Raw genomic sequence first — 15,854 nt, 5'->3', positions numbered from 1 at the left:
AGGTTTTCATTGTTGTTGAATTTGTAGTTCCTAGTGGTGAGCGGTGAAAGGTTATGAGAGATGCGGTAAGGGGAACTGTGGCAGTTCTGGCAGTGTTGCTTCTAGCCCTCGGGTACTTTTCATTTGGAGGTAACGGGGTCCAGGACACTTTTCACGGCGTCCTTGTTGAAGGGCGGCCTCTGAACTCCACAAACGCCGTGGTTCTGGCGGATACAAACTGCACTCCGGATCAAACCGGCACAAGGCTCACCTGCACCGCGATAATAGACGCACAAGGCGAGATCCTTAAGGTCAGATACACCCATCCAGTAGAAGTTCCGTGCCTCGCGAGGGGGGACAAGGTTAATATATTAATGAATTCAACTTCATCCGTGGAGATCGTGCGCCTTGGGGCACCATCCATGGAGCACTAGGTGAAGCATATGCCGGTTTCGGAAGCAATACTGATGACTGCCGCGGATATACCGCTGGACTCCCTGAGCCAGGTGACGGAGTTCACTGGAGTAACGTTCTCAATAATCGCCCTCGGAATCCTCAACGCCCTCCGGCCGTCAATATTCCTGATGATAGTGTTTCTCCTGTCGATGATAGCGCTGACGGACGAGAAGAGGGTTTTGAGGGTCGGCCTGGCGTTCACCGTCGGCGCGTTTCTTGGGTACTCGATAATAGCCGTTGCCCTCATGAACCTGCACACCAAGATACCCCTGCTCAGGTACTTTGTGGTCGCCTTTGGGATAACGGTGGGGGCTTACAAGATACTCTCCGCCCTGGGATACGTGAGACTCCCGGTTTCCAGCCCGCTTAGGGAAAAGAGCAACATAATACTTGAAAAGGCCACCTCCCCGCCGGCAGCCTTTGCTGTTGGGGGCGTGATGGCGTTCCTATCGCTGTCCTGTGTGCTCCCTTCGTACCTACTGGTGAGCTCCCTGCTTTCCGGCCAGTATCCCCCTGGGATCACGGCGGCGCTGCTCGTGGTGTTCATTGGAATATCCGTGCTCCCCTTTGCCATAGTCACTCTGGGCTTCCACTACGGGAGCAGATACGCGAGACTTGGAAGGGCCGTGGACAGGCTCTCCTCGGTAAGCGGAAGGGGAGATTTAGTTATGGGCGTGGTGCTCGTGCTCGTGAGCGTGCTCTACTTTGTCCTCTTCCTTTAATTTGAACTTCTCTATGTTCTCCCTCGTCTTCTTGAACTCCCTTAAGCAGGTGGGACAGCAGAGGAAGTAAACCCGGTTGTGGTACTTGTAGACTATCGGCTCCCCCACTATCTCTTTGCCACAGTAGTCGCACTTGAAGGGTATCTTGACCTTCGGGGGAGTGGTTCTCTCAATGCTCTCAAGGACGGGCATTATCTCGATGACCTCGAATCCGGCACCCTCTATGACCTTCCTCAGCTCTTCCATGTCCTCAACGGCGATCTTTATGAGGTACTTCCTGCTTGTGAAGCGGTTTATCTCTATTATCTCCTCAAACTCGCTCATCTTTTCCGGACTGTCCGTCTTGACTATGAGGGCGACAACGTTGTGAGCCCTGAGCAACTCCGGGTTCAGCTTTACGGTATATCCAAGGATCACCCCTTCCTTCTCAAGCTTTTCAAGGCGGGATTTTACTGTCGGCCTGCTGACACCGAGTCTCTCGGCAAGTTCTGATATGCTCAGGCGCGAATTGTCCATCAGCAGGTAAATGAGCTTCAAATCAAGGTCATCTATCTTCATTCCCCTCACCGGTACATTTTATCTCTTCCAAACTATAAAAATCCTCCTATTGCTCTTTCCACTTTGGCAAAAAATAACTTCATGAATTCACTAATGAAGCATTTATTGGAGGTGAACTCCGGTGGAAGTGAATATTAAGATTACCGGAATGAGCTGTGCATCATGTGCCAAAACGATAGAACTGGCACTTAAAGAGCTCGACGGCGTAAAGGACGCCAGAGTAAACCTGGCAACCGAAAGCGCCTACGTAAAATTCGACGAATCGATGGTGAGCATATCCAGCATAATCAGGGCCATCGAAAGCGTTGGCTACGGTGTTGTCAGGGAGAAGAGGGACGCGGTTATTAAAATCGGCGGTATGACCTGCGCCTCGTGCGTCAGGACGATAGAGATGGCCCTCAAGGAGCTCCCCGGCGTTCTGGACGTTAGGGTTAACCTGGCGACCGAGACGGCAAACGTTACCTACGACCCGACCATGGTTGATATGGACGACATAAAGAAGACCATCGAGGAGTTCGGCTACCAGTTCCTGGGCGTTGAGGGCGAGGAGAGCATTGACATAGAAAGGGAAGCGAGGGAAAGGCACCTCAGAGAAATGAAAAAGAAGCTCGTGGTGGCGTGGTTCTTTGGCGGCATAATAACGTTCATGACGTACCGCTGGCTCCTTGGGCTGGACTTTGAGATACCTTACATGCTCTGGATACAGTTCCTCCTGGCGACCCCTGTCATAGTCTACTCAGGAAAGGACATCTTCCTCAAAGCTATCCGCTCGGTGAGGCACAAAACGCTCAACATGGACGTCATGTACTCCATGGGCGTCGGTTCAGCATATATAGCCAGCGTGCTGGCAACCATCGGCGTTCTTCCGGCGGAATACAACTTCTACGAGGCAAGCGTACTCTTACTGGCCTTCCTGCTGCTGGGCAGGTACCTTGAGCACATGGCGAAGGGAAGAACAAGTGAGGCCATCAAGAAGCTCATGGGCCTGCAGGCGAAGAAGGCGACGGTCATAAGGGACGGCAAGGAGGTCGAAGTCCCCGTCAGCCAGGTCAAGGTGGGCGACATCGTGATAGTGAAGCCCGGTGAAAAGATACCGGTTGACGGTGTTGTGCTTGAGGGCGAGAGCTACGTCGACGAGTCAATGATAACCGGAGAACCCATACCCAACCTCAAGAAATCTGGAGACGAGGTCATCGGCGGAACCATAAACAGGAACTCCGTGCTCAAGATCGAGGCGAAGAGGGTCGGTGGCGACACGGTTCTGGCTCAGATCATCAAGCTCGTTGAAGAGGCCCAGAACACCAGGCCCCCGATCCAGAGGATAGCGGACAAAATAGTGACCTACTTCATCCCGGTAGTGCTGACGGTTGCACTGGCATCTTTCGTCTACTGGGCCTTTATAGCCAAGGAGCCGCTCATCTTCGCCTTCACGACGCTCATCAGTGTCCTGGTAATAGCCTGCCCGTGTGCCTTCGGCCTGGCGACTCCAACGGCTCTAACCGTCGGGATGGGCAAGGGGGCCGAGATGGGCATACTCATCAAGAACGGAGAGGTGCTTGAGATAGCGAGGAAGGCAACGGTGGTGCTCTTTGACAAGACTGGAACGCTCACAAAGGGCAAGCCTGAAGTGACTGACGTAATAACCTTCGGCATGGACGAGAAGGAGCTTATAAGGCTCGTCGCCTCGGCTGAAAAGCGCTCCGAGCACCCGCTTGGAGAGGCCATAGTCAGGAAGGCGGAGGAGCTCGGCCTTGAGCTAGAGGAGCCGGAGGAGTTTGAGGCCATAACCGGCAAGGGTGTCAGGGCCAAGGTGCAGGGCAGGGAAATCCTCGCCGGTAACAGGAAGCTCATGACCGAAAACGGCTACTCAGTAAAGGACGTGGAGGACGCGCTTCAAAGGCTTGAAGACGAGGCAAAGACCGCCATAACCGTCGCCGTAGACGGCAAAATAGCGGGAGTAATCGGTATAGCCGATACGATAAAGGAGAACGCAAAGGAGGCCATCGAGGAGCTCCACAGGATGGGCAAGAAGGTCGGCATGATAACGGGCGACAACAGGAGAACTGCAAACGCGATAGCGAGGCAGCTGAACATAGACTACGTCCTTGCTGAGGTTCTACCAGGGGACAAGGCTAACGAAGTGAAAAAGCTCCAGGAGAAGGGCGAGGTCGTTATCTTCGTCGGCGACGGCATAAACGACGCCCCGGCACTGGCCCAGGCGGACATAGGCATAGCCGTAAGCTCAGGAACGGACATAGCCATGGAGAGCGGCGAGATAGTCCTCATGAGGAACGATATAAGGGACGTCGTTAAGGCAATAAAGCTCAGCCAGAAAACCCTATCTAAGATAAAGCAGAACTTCTTCTGGGCGATGATATACAACATAATCCTCATCCCGATAGCGGCGGGGGCGCTCTTCCCGCTCTTCGGAATAATCTTCAGGCCCGAGTGGGCCGCTGGGGCAATGGCGGTAAGCAGTGTCAGCGTCGTGAGCAACTCGCTCCTCCTGAAGAGGGCCAGGATCTGAGCCCTTTCCTTTTATTTCCCGGAGGTGAGGAGATTGATAGTTGAGTATGATGGAAAGATTAACTTCATGGACGGAAAAGCCGTGCTGTGGTTCTCCATCCCGGGCTGTCCACCGTGCAGGATAGTTGATAGCTTCATGGAAGAGCTCAGTGCGGAGTTCCCGGAGATAACGGTCGTCCACATCAACGCCGAGGAATGGAACGACCTTGTGAACCGCTTTGACGTCCTCAACGTCCCGACGCTGATTTACCTTAAGGATGGGGAAGAGGTGGCCAGGCAGAACCTCATACGGAGGAAGGAGGTTCTAATAAGGTTTGAAGAACTCAAAAGGCTCTGACTACTCCCCCGGAATCCCAAGCGGGAAGATGTAGAGCGGTTCGCCCGGCACTTCTAGCACCTTTTTTACCTCATCGTCCCTGAAGGCTCCAACGGCAACGGTGCCCAGGTTCAGGGCAGTGGCCTGGAGGTAAATGTTCTGACCCATGTGGCCTGCATCAATGTGGACGTATCTCACCCCACGCTCGCCGTACCGCCTCGTGGTTCTCTCATAGTGAGCCGTTATGACGATGCTCACCGGAGCAGTGGCAACGCACCTTTGACCAAGGCATGCCTCTGCAAGGGACTTTCTGAAATGCCCCTCTCTGATAAGTTCCAGCCTGTGAGCTTCCCCATCGTAGCGATAAATCCCAGGCTTCAAGCCCTCAACGTTTTCAACAACGACGTAAACCTCGAAGGGGTAGCACGCCCCGGCACTCGGCGATGTCCTCTTCCCCCACCTGTTGATTCCGTAAGCCGCCCAGAGCACCTGGGAGACCTCTTCAAGGGTCAGGGGCTCGTCCTTATACCTCCTTATGCTCTTTCTCCTGTCTATTGCCTCCTCCAGGCCCATTCTACCCTCGCGCTTGGGGGCGGGCAGTTTGATCTTCATATTCACCACCGCAACCTATGATGCTTTTTTCATACATTAGGCTTTTGGTGCCATTTCAAAATCAGGGAAACATCCTGGGCTTCCAAAATGGACAAATTTCAAACAAAACCCATATAAATTCCAAAGTAGAAGTGTCTTAAATACAGGGCGGTGGGAACATGTCCGCTGTTAAGAAATCCCTTCTTGGGGTTGCACTCCTCCTGCTCCTGACTGCCCCCCCGGTCTTGTCTTCGAAAGTTTTAGTATGGAACACCGGAGGCTGGATACTTCACCCGAGGTTTTCTCCGGACGGCCTTTATTTCAGCGATTACAGCGGAAGATTAGGTCTGAAGACCAGCGAAACTCACTTCATCTTCTGGCGCCTGCCGATCATGCCAAACGGGATGTCCGTGAGCGATAGGGTATACATCTCAGCCGACTGGGGGCCTCCAGCCGTTTTTGACCCCATTAATGACACAGTTTACATCTGGAGTTATCCGGGGGTATCGTTTGTCCACGTCTTTGCCGTTCCGGGAAGGGCGTACTACGCCGGAAAAATCAACGAGAGCGGTGGAATAGGAGTTCTCACTGGAAACGACCTCGTCTTCTACGACCTTTCATCCGCAGGAATTGTGAAGGTTTACGACACCTACGCTACTCCAGAGGGGATATACTTCACCGCCGAGCTGAACGAGAGCCCCCGCGGCGGCGTAGGCCTTCTTCAGCCCGAAAACAAAACCTTTATCCTCTGGCGTTTTCCCTCCAACTATTCAAGGCTCATACCGGACGGCATCGTCCTTGGCCACGACGGCTTTCTGTATGCGGCCATAATGGAGGGGGATGCGACAGGACTGGTAAGGTTCTCCCCGGAAAACGGCAGCTTTTTCTTCAAAGAGCTGAGTGGGAGGCCCCTGCACGTGAAGGCCTTTGGAAACAGGATTCTCCTGATGGCTTCTGAGGGGTTCCTCGCGCTCATAGATCCACCGAACGTTACTTGGACCCTCGAAAGCGTCCTTGAGAGCAGAGAATACCGGTTTGAAACGGTCTTTCTTGGAGGGCCCACTAAGACTGAGAACGTAACAAGGGAAGAGCGGGAGATAAAGCCAGAGTACAGAGATGTGGTGAAGGAGGAACTCAACGGGGTCGTCCTCTACAACATACTGGGAACCCACGACTTCGGTGGTGGGTACGTGGGGGAGGGCGGCGCACTCGTCCTTGTTGATGAACTCCGCCCGAAGGTTCATCTCCTCTATGAAAACGGAACCGTCAGGGCGTGGGTAACGCCTGAGGACATATTCACAGCCCCCGTTTTCCTCTACGTCAACGAAAAGCTCGTGAGATGGGGCAAGGAAATAGTCTGGAACGTAACGTTCCTTGCTGGGGAGTACAACCTTACGGCCGTTTACTTCGACGGTGAAGACGTTTACATGAACACGACCCCCGTGGTGAGCGACCTGAGGCCGGGGCTTCTCTGGAGCCGGTCCGTGAAAGTTGAAGGTGGGACTGTAATCTACGGGATGGCCAGCCATCCAGGGGTGCCAGTAAACGTGTCCGGCAGGACGGTATGGACGGACGGGAGGGGCTACTTCTCTTTCTTCGTTGCAAACGCCACGGAGACAGAAACGACCCCTGTAGAAGAAGAAAGAGGGCCCAACCACTGGAGCGTTGCCCTTCTCATATTCGCCGTTTCAATCGGAGTTGCCGGCGCGGTGCTGATTGGAAGAAAGGAACGGAAGGGCTATGCACTCGTGGTAATCGCGCTGATCCTTACCGCGCTGTACTTCACCGTTCCAAAGGCTCCCGGAGAAGCTGGAGAAGAAAAGCCCCTAACGCTCTCCCTCATCGTGGTCATGCCACCTGGCTTCTACGCCTCAAATGTTACGGTAATCGTTGATGGCGAGAATACCGGAAGGACGAACTCGACAGGCATGCTTGAGGTCCCCATCGATTACGGGCTTCACGAGATTAGACTTCTGTCTGGAGGTGCGGAGACGAAGTTTGATGTGGCGATGGCTGAAAACAGGACTTTGACGGTTCCCTTCTTTCCGGGAGTAAACGCGACGCTGACCAACGGTCCCGGCTACGCGGGCTTCTCGGCCTCTGTTGGGAGCGTCACCCTCAGCTCGATGCATCCGGGTACGTACCCAGCCGGGCCTATGAAAGGCGGCGAAACCGGTGGAGAACTCGACTCTGGCCAATGCGACGTCTGCAAGCTTAAGGCGGCGATGGTCGGTGCAGTCGAAGGTGAGGCGTGCAAGCTCTGCTGTCTCCAGAGCAAGAACTTTGGGCCTGCGGTTGTTTTCAACTACTACTTCCACCTTGTGTGGGCGGCAATAGAGCGCTTTGGCTGCATAACTCCCTGGCCACCGATGCCCGAAACGGATTCCATCGTCGGAGGAGCGGCGATAAACAGCTACGCCAGTGACCTGGAGAACAACCTTCCAAAGCCTGGCTGGGGAAGCATACACCCGTGCCTGTCGCCCTTGGATGGCCTTAACCCCGCAGACCCAAGTACAATCTGCAGTGCCCTCGAATGCGCCGACATTAAGTTTGACTGCAACTGCTACGTTACCTGCTCCCTCGGGCCGTTCAAGATGTGGAATGCGTTCATGAAGTGCATCGGGAGCTGAAGTTTTTTCTTTTTTAGCCAGAAGGCTAATAATTCACGGGGGCGATATTAAAGATTGGAACAGACATTCTGGCAACTAAAGCGAGTGCTCGCCCTCCTGATCCTTTCCCTCCTTGAGGTCTGGATTTATGGATTGCTTATCACGGTGTTTTCGGAGTTCAGGATGCAGACCTTGACGGTATCCAAGATCCTGGGCTGGCTTCTCATGCTTCCACCCACGGTAAAGCTCCTCGTGGTGTGGAGAAGCCTTTCAACCGATTGGAGCGGGCTCACCGCGTTTTTACCCACTTACTGACTTTACAGGATGTTTGATGGGATTCTTGCCAACGATTACGGCGACTTTCCGGTGGCGGTGCTCATGCATCTGGCCTGGCTCATCCCGCTGGTGGTGCTGTTTAGGAGAAGGGTGATTTAGCCCTTTCACTTTTGAGAACAGAAAAGAATGGCTAAGAGAGGAAAGAAGCTCAATCAAGCTTCTTGTGGCAGAACCACCAGTCGTAGCACTCGATTTCTCCGCGAGCCTTGGCCTCCTCGCGCTCCTTGATCTGCTCGACGGTTCCGGCCGGCGGGACGATGGCGCGGTCGCCGATGAGCTCGTTGTTGGGCCACTTGTGTGGAAGTGCAACTCCCTTCTCTGTGCTGGTCTTGAGGGCCTTGACGAGCCTGAGTATCTCGTCCCAGTCCCTGCCGACCTCGGCCGGGTAGTAGACTATGGCCCTTATTATTCCCTTGTCATCGACGATGAAGACCGCTCTGGCGGTTATCGTTGCGCCGCTGGGTATCATGCCGAGCTTCTCGGCGAGGTCGCCGCGGTCGTCGGCTATGACCGGGAAGGTTATCTCCTCACCGAGGTTCTCCTTTATCCACTCCATCCACTTCAGGTGGCTGAAGACCTGGTCAACGCTGAGCCCTATGGGCTCGACGCCGAGCTCCCTGAACTGGTCGACCCTCTTCTGGAGGGCGTAGAACTCGGTGGTACAGACCGGGGTGAAGTCGGCGGGGTGGCTGAACAGCATGAACCACTTACCCTTCTCGGCGAAGTACTCCGGCAGCTTTATCACTCCGTGGGTGGTCTTGACCTCAACCTCTGGGAACTTTTCTCCTATGACGACCATTTTCCATCACCTCTCCCTTTTTCTGTGTCGTCTTCAGTATAAACCAATTAGGTTCGAATATATAAACTTTTTGGTTTGCCTAATATGAAGATATTGACAGATATTCGAAGATTTCAATAGGTGTTCCGAATGGATATCGAAGGGCTTCATTAATTTACTGTCACTTTGTAACTAAAATCAAAGTAGGGTTTGTCAAAAATCGACTGTGTGGGGGATTTGTTGTTCAAATCCTCTTCACATCGACCCACGTTGAATGATATGCCGAAGCGTTTCCGTATTTTTCGACGGTTTCATCGGCCGTCAGAAAGTTGGCGTTCCATCCGAGAATTTTAACCCAGAACGCCTTGTAGAGCAGAACGACTCCGGGTGGAACATCATCGCTGAGCCTTGCAATCGTCCTTATACTGCCGTAGTCGTTGAAGACCTCAACGGTGTCCCCGTCCTTAATTCCCCTCTCAGAGGCATCGGAAGGATTGATATAAAGGTTCGGGTCGATCATGACGTAGGTGTTGTGGTACTGGCTCGTTATCGTCATCCTGTGGGTGGGGGGGAGCAGGCGAAGGGGGGATTTCCCTTCGGGCTTCCGGTACTCTGGGAACGGATTCAGACCGCGCCCAACGGCACGCTGGGAGAAGAACTCAATCTCCCCGCTCGGTGTCTCCCACGCCCTCGGCTTCTCCGGGACTTTGACGAAGCCCTCCCTTTTCAGCTCTTCCCAGCTCAGCCCGTTGATTTCTATGACCTTTTTGATGACATCCTCGTCGCCCTCGTAAATGTACGGGTTGTTTATCCCGAGGGCCTTCGCGAGAAGCCTCGTCACCTCGCTGTTGCTCTTCCCGTAGAGCCTCGCAACGGGCTCGTTAAGTGCAACGTAGCGGTGGTAGTAGGAATCGGCTATATCGGGCCTTTCGAAGAAGGTGTTTGCCGGAAGGACGACGTCGGAGTAGAGGGCGGTATCTGTGAGAAAGATGTCGTGTGTGACGACGAAAACGTCGCTTTCCACCAGCGCTTTCCTCAGCCGGTTCTGGTTCGGCAGGCTCGCGAGGGGGTTGGAGTTGTATATGTAGAGGAACTTAATCTCTCCCCTTTCGATGTACTCGGCCAGCTTCATCTGGGGGATCTTCTTGGCGGGTTTGGTCCGCAGAAAGGCGCCCTCGGCATAGGACTTGTCTATCGTCTTCATGTCGTAGATGAAGCCGAAGCGATGACCGACCAGGGCTGGAAGGATTGCAATCGCTCTCACCGCTTCACCGCCTGACAGGGAGCGCTGGAAGCCGTAGCCGATGTGGATTACGCCCCTCTTTTCGGCAAAATCTCTCGCGAATGTCTCTATCTCCTCAACGCTCAAACCGGTCTCCTCACTTACATAATAAAGCGATAGTGTTTTTACATAATTCTTGAATTCTTCAAAGCCGTAAACATTCCCGCGGACGAAGGCTTTGTCGTAGAGTCCCTCCTCGATTATGACCTTAGCAACCCCCAAGGCGAAGAGAACGTCGGTGTCCGGCTTTATCTGGAAGAACCTGTGAGAGCGCTTGGCCGTTTCGGTTCTGACGACATCGACCGTCCAGATTTCGAGGTCGTGTTTTTTGGCGAAGGTGAATCCGTGCAGGTTTGTCCAGAAAGCGTTTATTCCCCAGTAAATTATCAACCGCTGGTTTTTGAGCTCCTCGGGATCCATACCAATTGCGGTTCCATAGACGTCCCTCAAAGCCTCCTGGCCTGCCCTATCGCATATGCCGTAGTCAAGCATGGCAGTGTTGAGGTAGTGGAAAAGCCTCAGCGGAAAGGCATAGTTGACCACACCTCTGTCCCCGGCATATTGATAAACTAAAACGCTTTCGCTTCCGTGCTCCTCAATCGTCTCCCTAAGCTTTCTGGCAATAATGCCGATTGCCCCATCCCAGTCAGTTTTCCGAAACTCACCGCTTCCGCGTTCGCCGGTTCTTATGAGCGGAGCTTTGAGCCGGTCCTCGGCGTGGAACCACCGGGGGAGAAGCGCCCCCTTCGGACAGAGGAAGCCGGCCGTTATCGGGTGTTTGGGGTTTCCCCTAACCGTGAGCCTTCCGTTTTTGACTTTGGCCACCATCGAGCAGGTGTCGTAGCAGTCCCTCATGCAGGCGGAGAAGGGCATTGTAATCCCATAAAAAGGGATTATGTGAGATATAAAAACCCTTTGCTTTAGCTTGAAGGATATAATTTCATTATTTGGGTCGAACTTTGAATCTTTGTGTTAACAAACTGTCGCTCATAACACTTCCAATGATACAAAATGGGGGCAGGTGGGTGATGTTATACTTTTGTTTTTAACTGTGAGTTTACGAAATTCTTTTAAGTCTGGATTATTTGTCCATGATTAGAACATTTCTGAGGTGGTAAGATTGAACCGCCGGATAGTTGGAGTCTTAATCCTCCTGCTCGTACTAATACTGCCCGAAGCTTCGGCAATGACCCTGCCGTGATCCGGGCTCCCCGTTTTCGGGACAAGCTCGGCATACCCAATCCGCCTCGACGGCATTGAGCAGAGCGGCAACATTGCCATCGTCACCTGGGACGTCCCGCCGAACTGTTTGACTGGCTACGGAACGGTCCTCATCAGCAAAGACGGCAGGAGAATCACCGAGCGCGTGAACCTTGGCCGATTGAAGCCATGGGGCAAGAAGGTTGCCGTCTTCCTCAACGTCAGGGAGCCGATTTACGTTAAACTGCGCATCACCTCTGGAAACGGCGTTTTCATGAGTTCATGGGTCAAACTTACACCACAATCCGCGCCGAGATTCTTCCCCACCGGCTATACAGTAACCTACCCCGTGCAGAAGGGGGAAATAAGACCGCAGTTCCTTCCAGCTGTAGGCGCGTTAATCGTCGTTGGGTTAACGATATGGGATGCCTACGACACTTACAAGACGTGCAGGAATTATGGCATGGATTCAATGGAGTGTAAGGTTCAGGGGACGCTCTTCATCGTAGGCCTCGCCGTTCCGGGCGATGAGGAATTAAAACTCGTCACAAAGCTCGGCAAGAAGTTCGGAGTGACGGATGACATTTACAGGATTCTTAAGAGGGCGGGAATAATAGACCATGCCGACGAAGTCATCAGCAAGTTCACCCACATCTTCGACGACATTGTAAAGCACGGCGATGACGCCGCGAGGGCCCTCGATGACCTCGTTAAGGCTGGAGTTTCAAAGGAGGCGGTTGAAGAAGCCGTCAAGCACGGGGCGACGATAAAGGCAGTGAAGGAAGGGATTGAGAGGTTTGCGAAATCAACGTCACCCATAAAGAACTCTTATGGGTACACTATAATCATAGAGAGAGGCAACGAGAAATATGGCCTGATCCACGGCTGGCTAAGACATGTACATGGCTACGAGATGGACTATAAAAGGGAAACATCGTTCTTCCCAATGGGTCAGGAGATAGTGTACTATGTGAACGGTCAAAAGAAAACAATGAAACTCCCTAAGACAATACAGTCTCCAGAGGAACTTTACAACGAGATCGTAAGGTTGATAGAACAGCATAAAGATAAATTAACCGGTGATTATACTGTGGTTCTGCATGTACAGAGCTCTCTTCCGGGCATAGACAAGATAACCTTGGTGTTTAAGAAAGCTGGGTCTAGGCAGTATAAGTTAATAACATTCTGGCCTAAAAGTGGCAGTGCAGTGTTCAAGTTTGAAAGAGGTGGAACGTGGTACAAGTATGACCCATTAACAGGAAAATGGAGAAGAATATAAAACCATGGCGGTGGTGGATTATGACCGTGAACATTTTTCCACTTTATTTTTCAGGCAGGATGCTCCGAGTAATGATAGAGGCCCCAGTTCTGGACGAATGGGGGAGGTTGGTCGACTGTATATTCCCCACCCCAATTTTATTTTTTGTCCAAGGGACTCCCCTGAGTTGGGCCGAGATAAATGGAGAGCTTCATGGAATGGACGCTAACCCCGTTGATTTTTTTGGAGGATTGCTTGCCGCTATAGCTTGCTTGCTAAATGAAAAGGAGTGCCCCCAGCGAGAACTTAGAAAGCAGTGGCTTAAGAATGCCCTTTCATTGGGGTTTGAGGTTAAAAAGGAGTCTTGCTTTTATCTCACTAATCTTGGTATTCAGTATAACTGGTATCTCTTTGAGCGTTTGGGAGACAAGCTTAGAATACATTACCATAACGATTGGGGGGAGGGTACTAAGGGAGTTGTAGAGGTGCCTTTTGTGGAGTTTGCAAGGGATTTAATAAACGTGGCCGAGACATTTACAATGATTTTGGATGAGAACCTTAATGCGATTAGAAGCTATTTGCTAGAGAATAGATGCGACCCCAGCATGTTTGGTTTTGATGAACCAAATATTAAAGAACTTTTTAAGCACATAAAAATATTGAAAAAGACAATTTCGGGGATATAGCAGAATAGAAATAAACTTTCTGGCCCATGGGCCAGAAAATTGTTGATCCCAAAACTGGACGGGTTGTTCAGCTTCCAAAAGTCTTCAGGGATGAGCGCGAACTCAGAGAGTTCCTTGATGAAGTACTGGAGAGGGCGCTTAAGGATCCAAAATACAAGAAGGAGTTCATTGATCACGCTAGTGAGGGTAAGGTCTTTGGAATTTCAGTGGATCTTAAGAAGCTTGGAATCAACGTTGACGGGATTGATGTTGTTAGGTTAGAGTTCAAGTTTGAGAGGGGGGAATTCGTCTTGAAGACTGCTTTTCCTGAGAAGGGTAGTGCCGTGTGGGAGTATAACAAATATCTTGGGTGGAGGGTTAAGCGATGATGGAGTATTTTGATTTAAAGGGAAAGCACGTGTTCGTAAGAGTCTGGACGGAGTACGTGCCATCCCCAGACCCCTTCACTTTAGTTTTTATCATCGATAACACAATACTCGTTGGAATCTGCTGGGACGGAAAACTCGAAGGAGCAGCCGTTAACGTTCACGGATTCTTCCAAGAATTGTTAATGGCCAGCAGTTACATGCTGAGGCCAGATGACCCTAAAGTTCAGGATTTCTCCCAGTCCGAGAGAGAACTCGCCAAGTGGGATAAGTTCCAGCTGAACAACGAGCCAGTAGTGTTTAGGACAACCCTTAATACAGAAGCGGCTGAGTTGTACTACTTCTGCGCCACTGAAGACCTTGCGAGAATCTACTACTACAATGACCTCCTCGAAGTCACTAACTGTCCAGAATTCAAAGGCAAGCACAAGGGTGTTGTCGAGCTTCCCCTCAGGGAGTTCGTTGAGGACGTTTTGAAGGTCAGCAGGGAGTACTTGGAGGAGTACGCTCCGCTTATTGCGGAAATCCAGCGTGAGCATGGGGATACTCCCGAGAATTACGACTTCCTCTGGGAACTCTATCGAGAAGTGGAGGAGCTGTACGAGAGGGGGTTTAACTTGGAAACCTCAGTTAACGGCCGGGAGAAGTAGCTGATGAGGGTCTTCGAGAACAAGAAAAGCAGGAGCTTCTCTAATTGGGGACCGGATGGGATAACTCCAAAAAAGTGCAACTCATAGTGAGATTTAGAAGTTAATAGCAATTATCTCTCCACAATAGGAAAAGATAGTGTTCTCTGAGGCTTTCCAGTAGAGGTATTTCAAAAAACTTTCATGGTGCGATCCTTATCCTTTCCGCGGCTTCCCTCTCCACAAGAACCTTTCCAAGGATTCCCGGAATAATAACTAAGTCTCCTGCCCTGAACGGCCCGTATTCCCTCAGCTCCGGGTCGAGTATCCTGGGCAGGTCAACTTTGATTATGTATGCCTCCCTGGGAACCTTTTTCTTGGGGGTTTCTATCTCCCGGATCTCTTCCTGAACCCCAGCGGCCTCTTCCGGAACCTCCGGCAGCTCTTCACGCTCTATGAACGCCCTGAGTATCGTGAAAATCTGCCTCTCCTCCTCGGTCATTCCGTAGGGGATGCCCTCGACGGCGAGGTCAACGATTTTATGGAGCCTGATTTTGATTATCTCGCGCATGAGCTTTTCTGCTATGCTCAGCTGGGCGAGATAAAGGCGCTCCTCAACGTCCTCGCCCCTCTCACGGGAGCTCTCAGCGCTTAGCTTGAGGGCCTTTATCAGACTGTCGAACTCGCGGTAGAACTCCCCGTCTAGTTCGGTCAGTTCTTGGGAGGAAAGCTCCGCCTCAAGCAGTTCCCTGAGCTTGACGATGTCCACGCTCCCACCAGCCTAAAGATTCAAAGGTGTAAAGAAATGGAGAAATCAGTCCTCGACGCGCGGGGCGAGGAGGAATATCAGCTTGCCCTCGTCCCTTATCGGGTACTCCATCTGGAGGGGCATCTCGTTGCCGAACCGTATTATAACCTCGTCGGCCTTGCCGATGCCCTTTATCATGTCCGCGAGGTAGCTGATTCCGTAGGCGCTCTTCGTTTCTTCCTCGACTTCAAGGTCGAGCAGGCCTTCATCCTCAAGGGTGAGCTTAATCTCGACCTCATTCGTTTCTCCCTCGGCTTTCATGGTGAACTCGTTCTCGGTGGCGATGAACTTGAGGGCGTCGCTGACTAGGGAAGCATCTTTAACCGCCTCCTTGAGGACCTCTCCGAGGACAACGACCTTGGCCGTGAACGGAAGCTCTGGAAGGTCAAGCTCAAGCTCCTCCACCTCGATGAGCGGGAGCTTGAAGGTTCTCTTTGCGGTGCCCTCGAAGGTGACCTCAAGGAAGTTCTCGTCACCCTTCCTGAGGATGAGCGTGTCCTTGTTCTTGCCGCGCTTGAGTATCTTCTTGAAGTGGTCCATGTTGATTCCTATGGTTTCCTCTTCCTCCACCTCGTACTTGGAGAAGATGCTCTCGGGCAGGTTGAGGTCGATGAGAACGACCCTGCTCGGGTCCATGGCCCTCATCGATATCCCTTCCTCGGTTATCTTGAAGGCGGCCTCGTCGATGAGGTTGCTTGCGGTGGCTATAAGATCGGCGAAATCCTTGGCACCATCAAAAACTATCTCGAACGGCATCT

At 52.2% G+C, this 15,854-nt stretch carries 15 protein-coding genes and 1 pseudogene; 10 read left to right on the top strand and 6 right to left on the bottom strand.

The features are described from left to right. The first annotated feature begins 53 nt into the window (after positions 1-53). Both A3L14_RS06995 and A3L14_RS11710 read left to right on the top strand, forming a co-directional pair. Positions 54-413, top strand: a complete 360-nt coding sequence (locus A3L14_RS06995; protein ID WP_055429262.1) for a hypothetical protein — start codon at positions 54-56, stop codon at positions 411-413. Positions 414-422: 9 nt separating this feature from the next. Further along, a complete protein-coding gene (locus tag A3L14_RS11710) occupies positions 423-1,157 on the top strand; it encodes a cytochrome C biogenesis protein (RefSeq protein ID WP_157628435.1) in 735 nt (244 codons plus the stop codon). Here the strand turns inward: A3L14_RS11710 and A3L14_RS06980 are convergent. After that, complete coding sequence (locus A3L14_RS06980) at positions 1,098-1,715, bottom strand: TRASH domain-containing protein (RefSeq protein ID WP_074631190.1); 618 nt, start codon at positions 1,713-1,715, stop codon at positions 1,098-1,100. The two genes, A3L14_RS11710 and A3L14_RS06980, sit on opposite strands and share 60 nt — an antisense overlap. A gap of 121 nt (positions 1,716-1,836) precedes the next feature. Between A3L14_RS06980 and A3L14_RS06975 the strand changes: the two genes are divergently transcribed. Next, entirely contained in the window at positions 1,837-4,242 is a 2,406-nt protein-coding gene (locus tag A3L14_RS06975; RefSeq protein ID WP_055429263.1) for a heavy metal translocating P-type ATPase, read from the top strand. Between the two features lie 33 nt (positions 4,243-4,275). Next, the gene (locus tag A3L14_RS06970; RefSeq protein ID WP_055429264.1) at positions 4,276-4,578 is read left to right on the top strand and encodes a thioredoxin family protein; all 303 of its coding nucleotides are present in this window, start codon (positions 4,276-4,278) and stop codon (positions 4,576-4,578) included. On the opposite strand, the gene A3L14_RS06965 is transcribed toward A3L14_RS06970, so the two are convergent. Beyond that, positions 4,579-5,169, bottom strand: a complete 591-nt coding sequence (locus A3L14_RS06965) for a SagB/ThcOx family dehydrogenase (protein WP_055429265.1) — start codon at positions 5,167-5,169, stop codon at positions 4,579-4,581. It abuts the gene before it with no gap. 158 nt (positions 5,170-5,327) lie between these two features. Between A3L14_RS06965 and A3L14_RS06960 the strand changes: the two genes are divergently transcribed. Both A3L14_RS06960 and A3L14_RS12075 read left to right on the top strand, forming a co-directional pair. After that, positions 5,328-7,778 (top strand): NHL repeat-containing protein, encoded by a 2,451-nt coding sequence (locus A3L14_RS06960; RefSeq protein WP_055429266.1) that lies wholly within the window; start codon positions 5,328-5,330, stop codon positions 7,776-7,778. 78 nt (positions 7,779-7,856) lie between these two features. Next, a pseudogene (locus A3L14_RS12075) lies at positions 7,857-8,192 on the top strand (ABC transporter permease); the annotation flags it as partial. Between the two features lie 49 nt (positions 8,193-8,241). Here A3L14_RS12075 and A3L14_RS06950 read toward each other — a convergent pair. Both A3L14_RS06950 and A3L14_RS06945 read right to left on the bottom strand, forming a co-directional pair. Next, the gene (locus tag A3L14_RS06950) at positions 8,242-8,892 is read right to left on the bottom strand and encodes a peroxiredoxin (protein WP_055429267.1); all 651 of its coding nucleotides are present in this window, start codon (positions 8,890-8,892) and stop codon (positions 8,242-8,244) included. Positions 8,893-9,115: 223 nt separating this feature from the next. Beyond that, positions 9,116-11,026 (bottom strand): molybdopterin-dependent oxidoreductase, encoded by a 1,911-nt coding sequence (locus tag A3L14_RS06945; protein WP_088886119.1) that lies wholly within the window; start codon positions 11,024-11,026, stop codon positions 9,116-9,118. A gap of 436 nt (positions 11,027-11,462) precedes the next feature. Between A3L14_RS06945 and A3L14_RS06935 the strand changes: the two genes are divergently transcribed. Genes A3L14_RS06935 through A3L14_RS06920 form a run of 4 tightly spaced genes read left to right on the top strand, consistent with a single transcriptional unit; the run spans position 11,463 to position 14,312 of the window. Further along, a complete protein-coding gene (locus A3L14_RS06935; protein ID WP_198300084.1) occupies positions 11,463-12,632 on the top strand; it encodes a hypothetical protein in 1,170 nt (389 codons plus the stop codon). A gap of 20 nt (positions 12,633-12,652) precedes the next feature. Then, positions 12,653-13,297, top strand: a complete 645-nt coding sequence (locus tag A3L14_RS06930) for a hypothetical protein (protein WP_055429270.1) — start codon at positions 12,653-12,655, stop codon at positions 13,295-13,297. Positions 13,298-13,323: 26 nt separating this feature from the next. Then, positions 13,324-13,665 (top strand): hypothetical protein, encoded by a 342-nt coding sequence (locus A3L14_RS06925; RefSeq protein WP_055429271.1) that lies wholly within the window; start codon positions 13,324-13,326, stop codon positions 13,663-13,665. Beyond that, positions 13,662-14,312, top strand: coding sequence for a hypothetical protein (locus tag A3L14_RS06920; RefSeq protein WP_083391969.1), 651 nt, complete (start codon positions 13,662-13,664; stop codon positions 14,310-14,312). The genes A3L14_RS06925 and A3L14_RS06920 overlap by 4 nt, the downstream gene beginning before the upstream one ends. Before the next feature lie 178 nt (positions 14,313-14,490). Here A3L14_RS06920 and A3L14_RS06915 read toward each other — a convergent pair whose 3' ends face one another. Beyond that, entirely contained in the window at positions 14,491-15,057 is a 567-nt protein-coding gene (locus tag A3L14_RS06915) for a DNA replication complex subunit Gins51 (protein WP_055429272.1), read from the bottom strand. 45 nt (positions 15,058-15,102) lie between these two features. Beyond that, a complete protein-coding gene (locus tag A3L14_RS06910) occupies positions 15,103-15,852 on the bottom strand; it encodes a DNA polymerase sliding clamp (protein ID WP_055429273.1) in 750 nt (249 codons plus the stop codon). Positions 15,853-15,854: the final 2 nt, after the last annotated feature.

It is taken from the genome of Thermococcus thioreducens, assembly GCF_002214545.1.
Taxonomy (GTDB): domain Archaea; phylum Methanobacteriota_B; class Thermococci; order Thermococcales; family Thermococcaceae; genus Thermococcus; species Thermococcus thioreducens.
The sequence above is the reverse complement of the archived record's forward strand: the minus strand, read 5'-3'. Positions and strand labels throughout refer to the sequence as shown.

What these genes read in the sequence shown, in the direction of transcription:
- A3L14_RS06995 (WP_055429262.1), top strand. Translation starts at nt 54, where the DNA reads ATGAGAGATGCGGTAAGGGGAACTGTGGCAGTTCTGGCAGTGTTGCTT.
- A3L14_RS11710 (WP_157628435.1), top strand. Translation starts at nt 423, where the DNA reads ATGCCGGTTTCGGAAGCAATACTGATGACTGCCGCGGATATACCGCTG.
- A3L14_RS06980 (WP_074631190.1), bottom strand. Translation starts at nt 1,715, where the DNA reads ATGAAGATAGATGACCTTGATTTGAAGCTCATTTACCTGCTGATGGAC.
- A3L14_RS06965 (WP_055429265.1), bottom strand. Translation starts at nt 5,169, where the DNA reads ATGAAGATCAAACTGCCCGCCCCCAAGCGCGAGGGTAGAATGGGCCTG.
- A3L14_RS06960 (WP_055429266.1), top strand. Translation starts at nt 5,328, where the DNA reads ATGTCCGCTGTTAAGAAATCCCTTCTTGGGGTTGCACTCCTCCTGCTC.
- A3L14_RS06950 (WP_055429267.1), bottom strand. Translation starts at nt 8,892, where the DNA reads ATGGTCGTCATAGGAGAAAAGTTCCCAGAGGTTGAGGTCAAGACCACC.
- A3L14_RS06945 (WP_088886119.1), bottom strand. Translation starts at nt 11,026, where the DNA reads ATGCCCTTCTCCGCCTGCATGAGGGACTGCTACGACACCTGCTCGATG.
- A3L14_RS06930 (WP_055429270.1), top strand. Translation starts at nt 12,653, where the DNA reads ATGACCGTGAACATTTTTCCACTTTATTTTTCAGGCAGGATGCTCCGA.
- A3L14_RS06925 (WP_055429271.1), top strand. Translation starts at nt 13,324, where the DNA reads ATGGGCCAGAAAATTGTTGATCCCAAAACTGGACGGGTTGTTCAGCTT.
- A3L14_RS06920 (WP_083391969.1), top strand. Translation starts at nt 13,662, where the DNA reads ATGATGGAGTATTTTGATTTAAAGGGAAAGCACGTGTTCGTAAGAGTC.
- A3L14_RS06910 (WP_055429273.1), bottom strand. Translation starts at nt 15,852, where the DNA reads ATGCCGTTCGAGATAGTTTTTGATGGTGCCAAGGATTTCGCCGATCTT.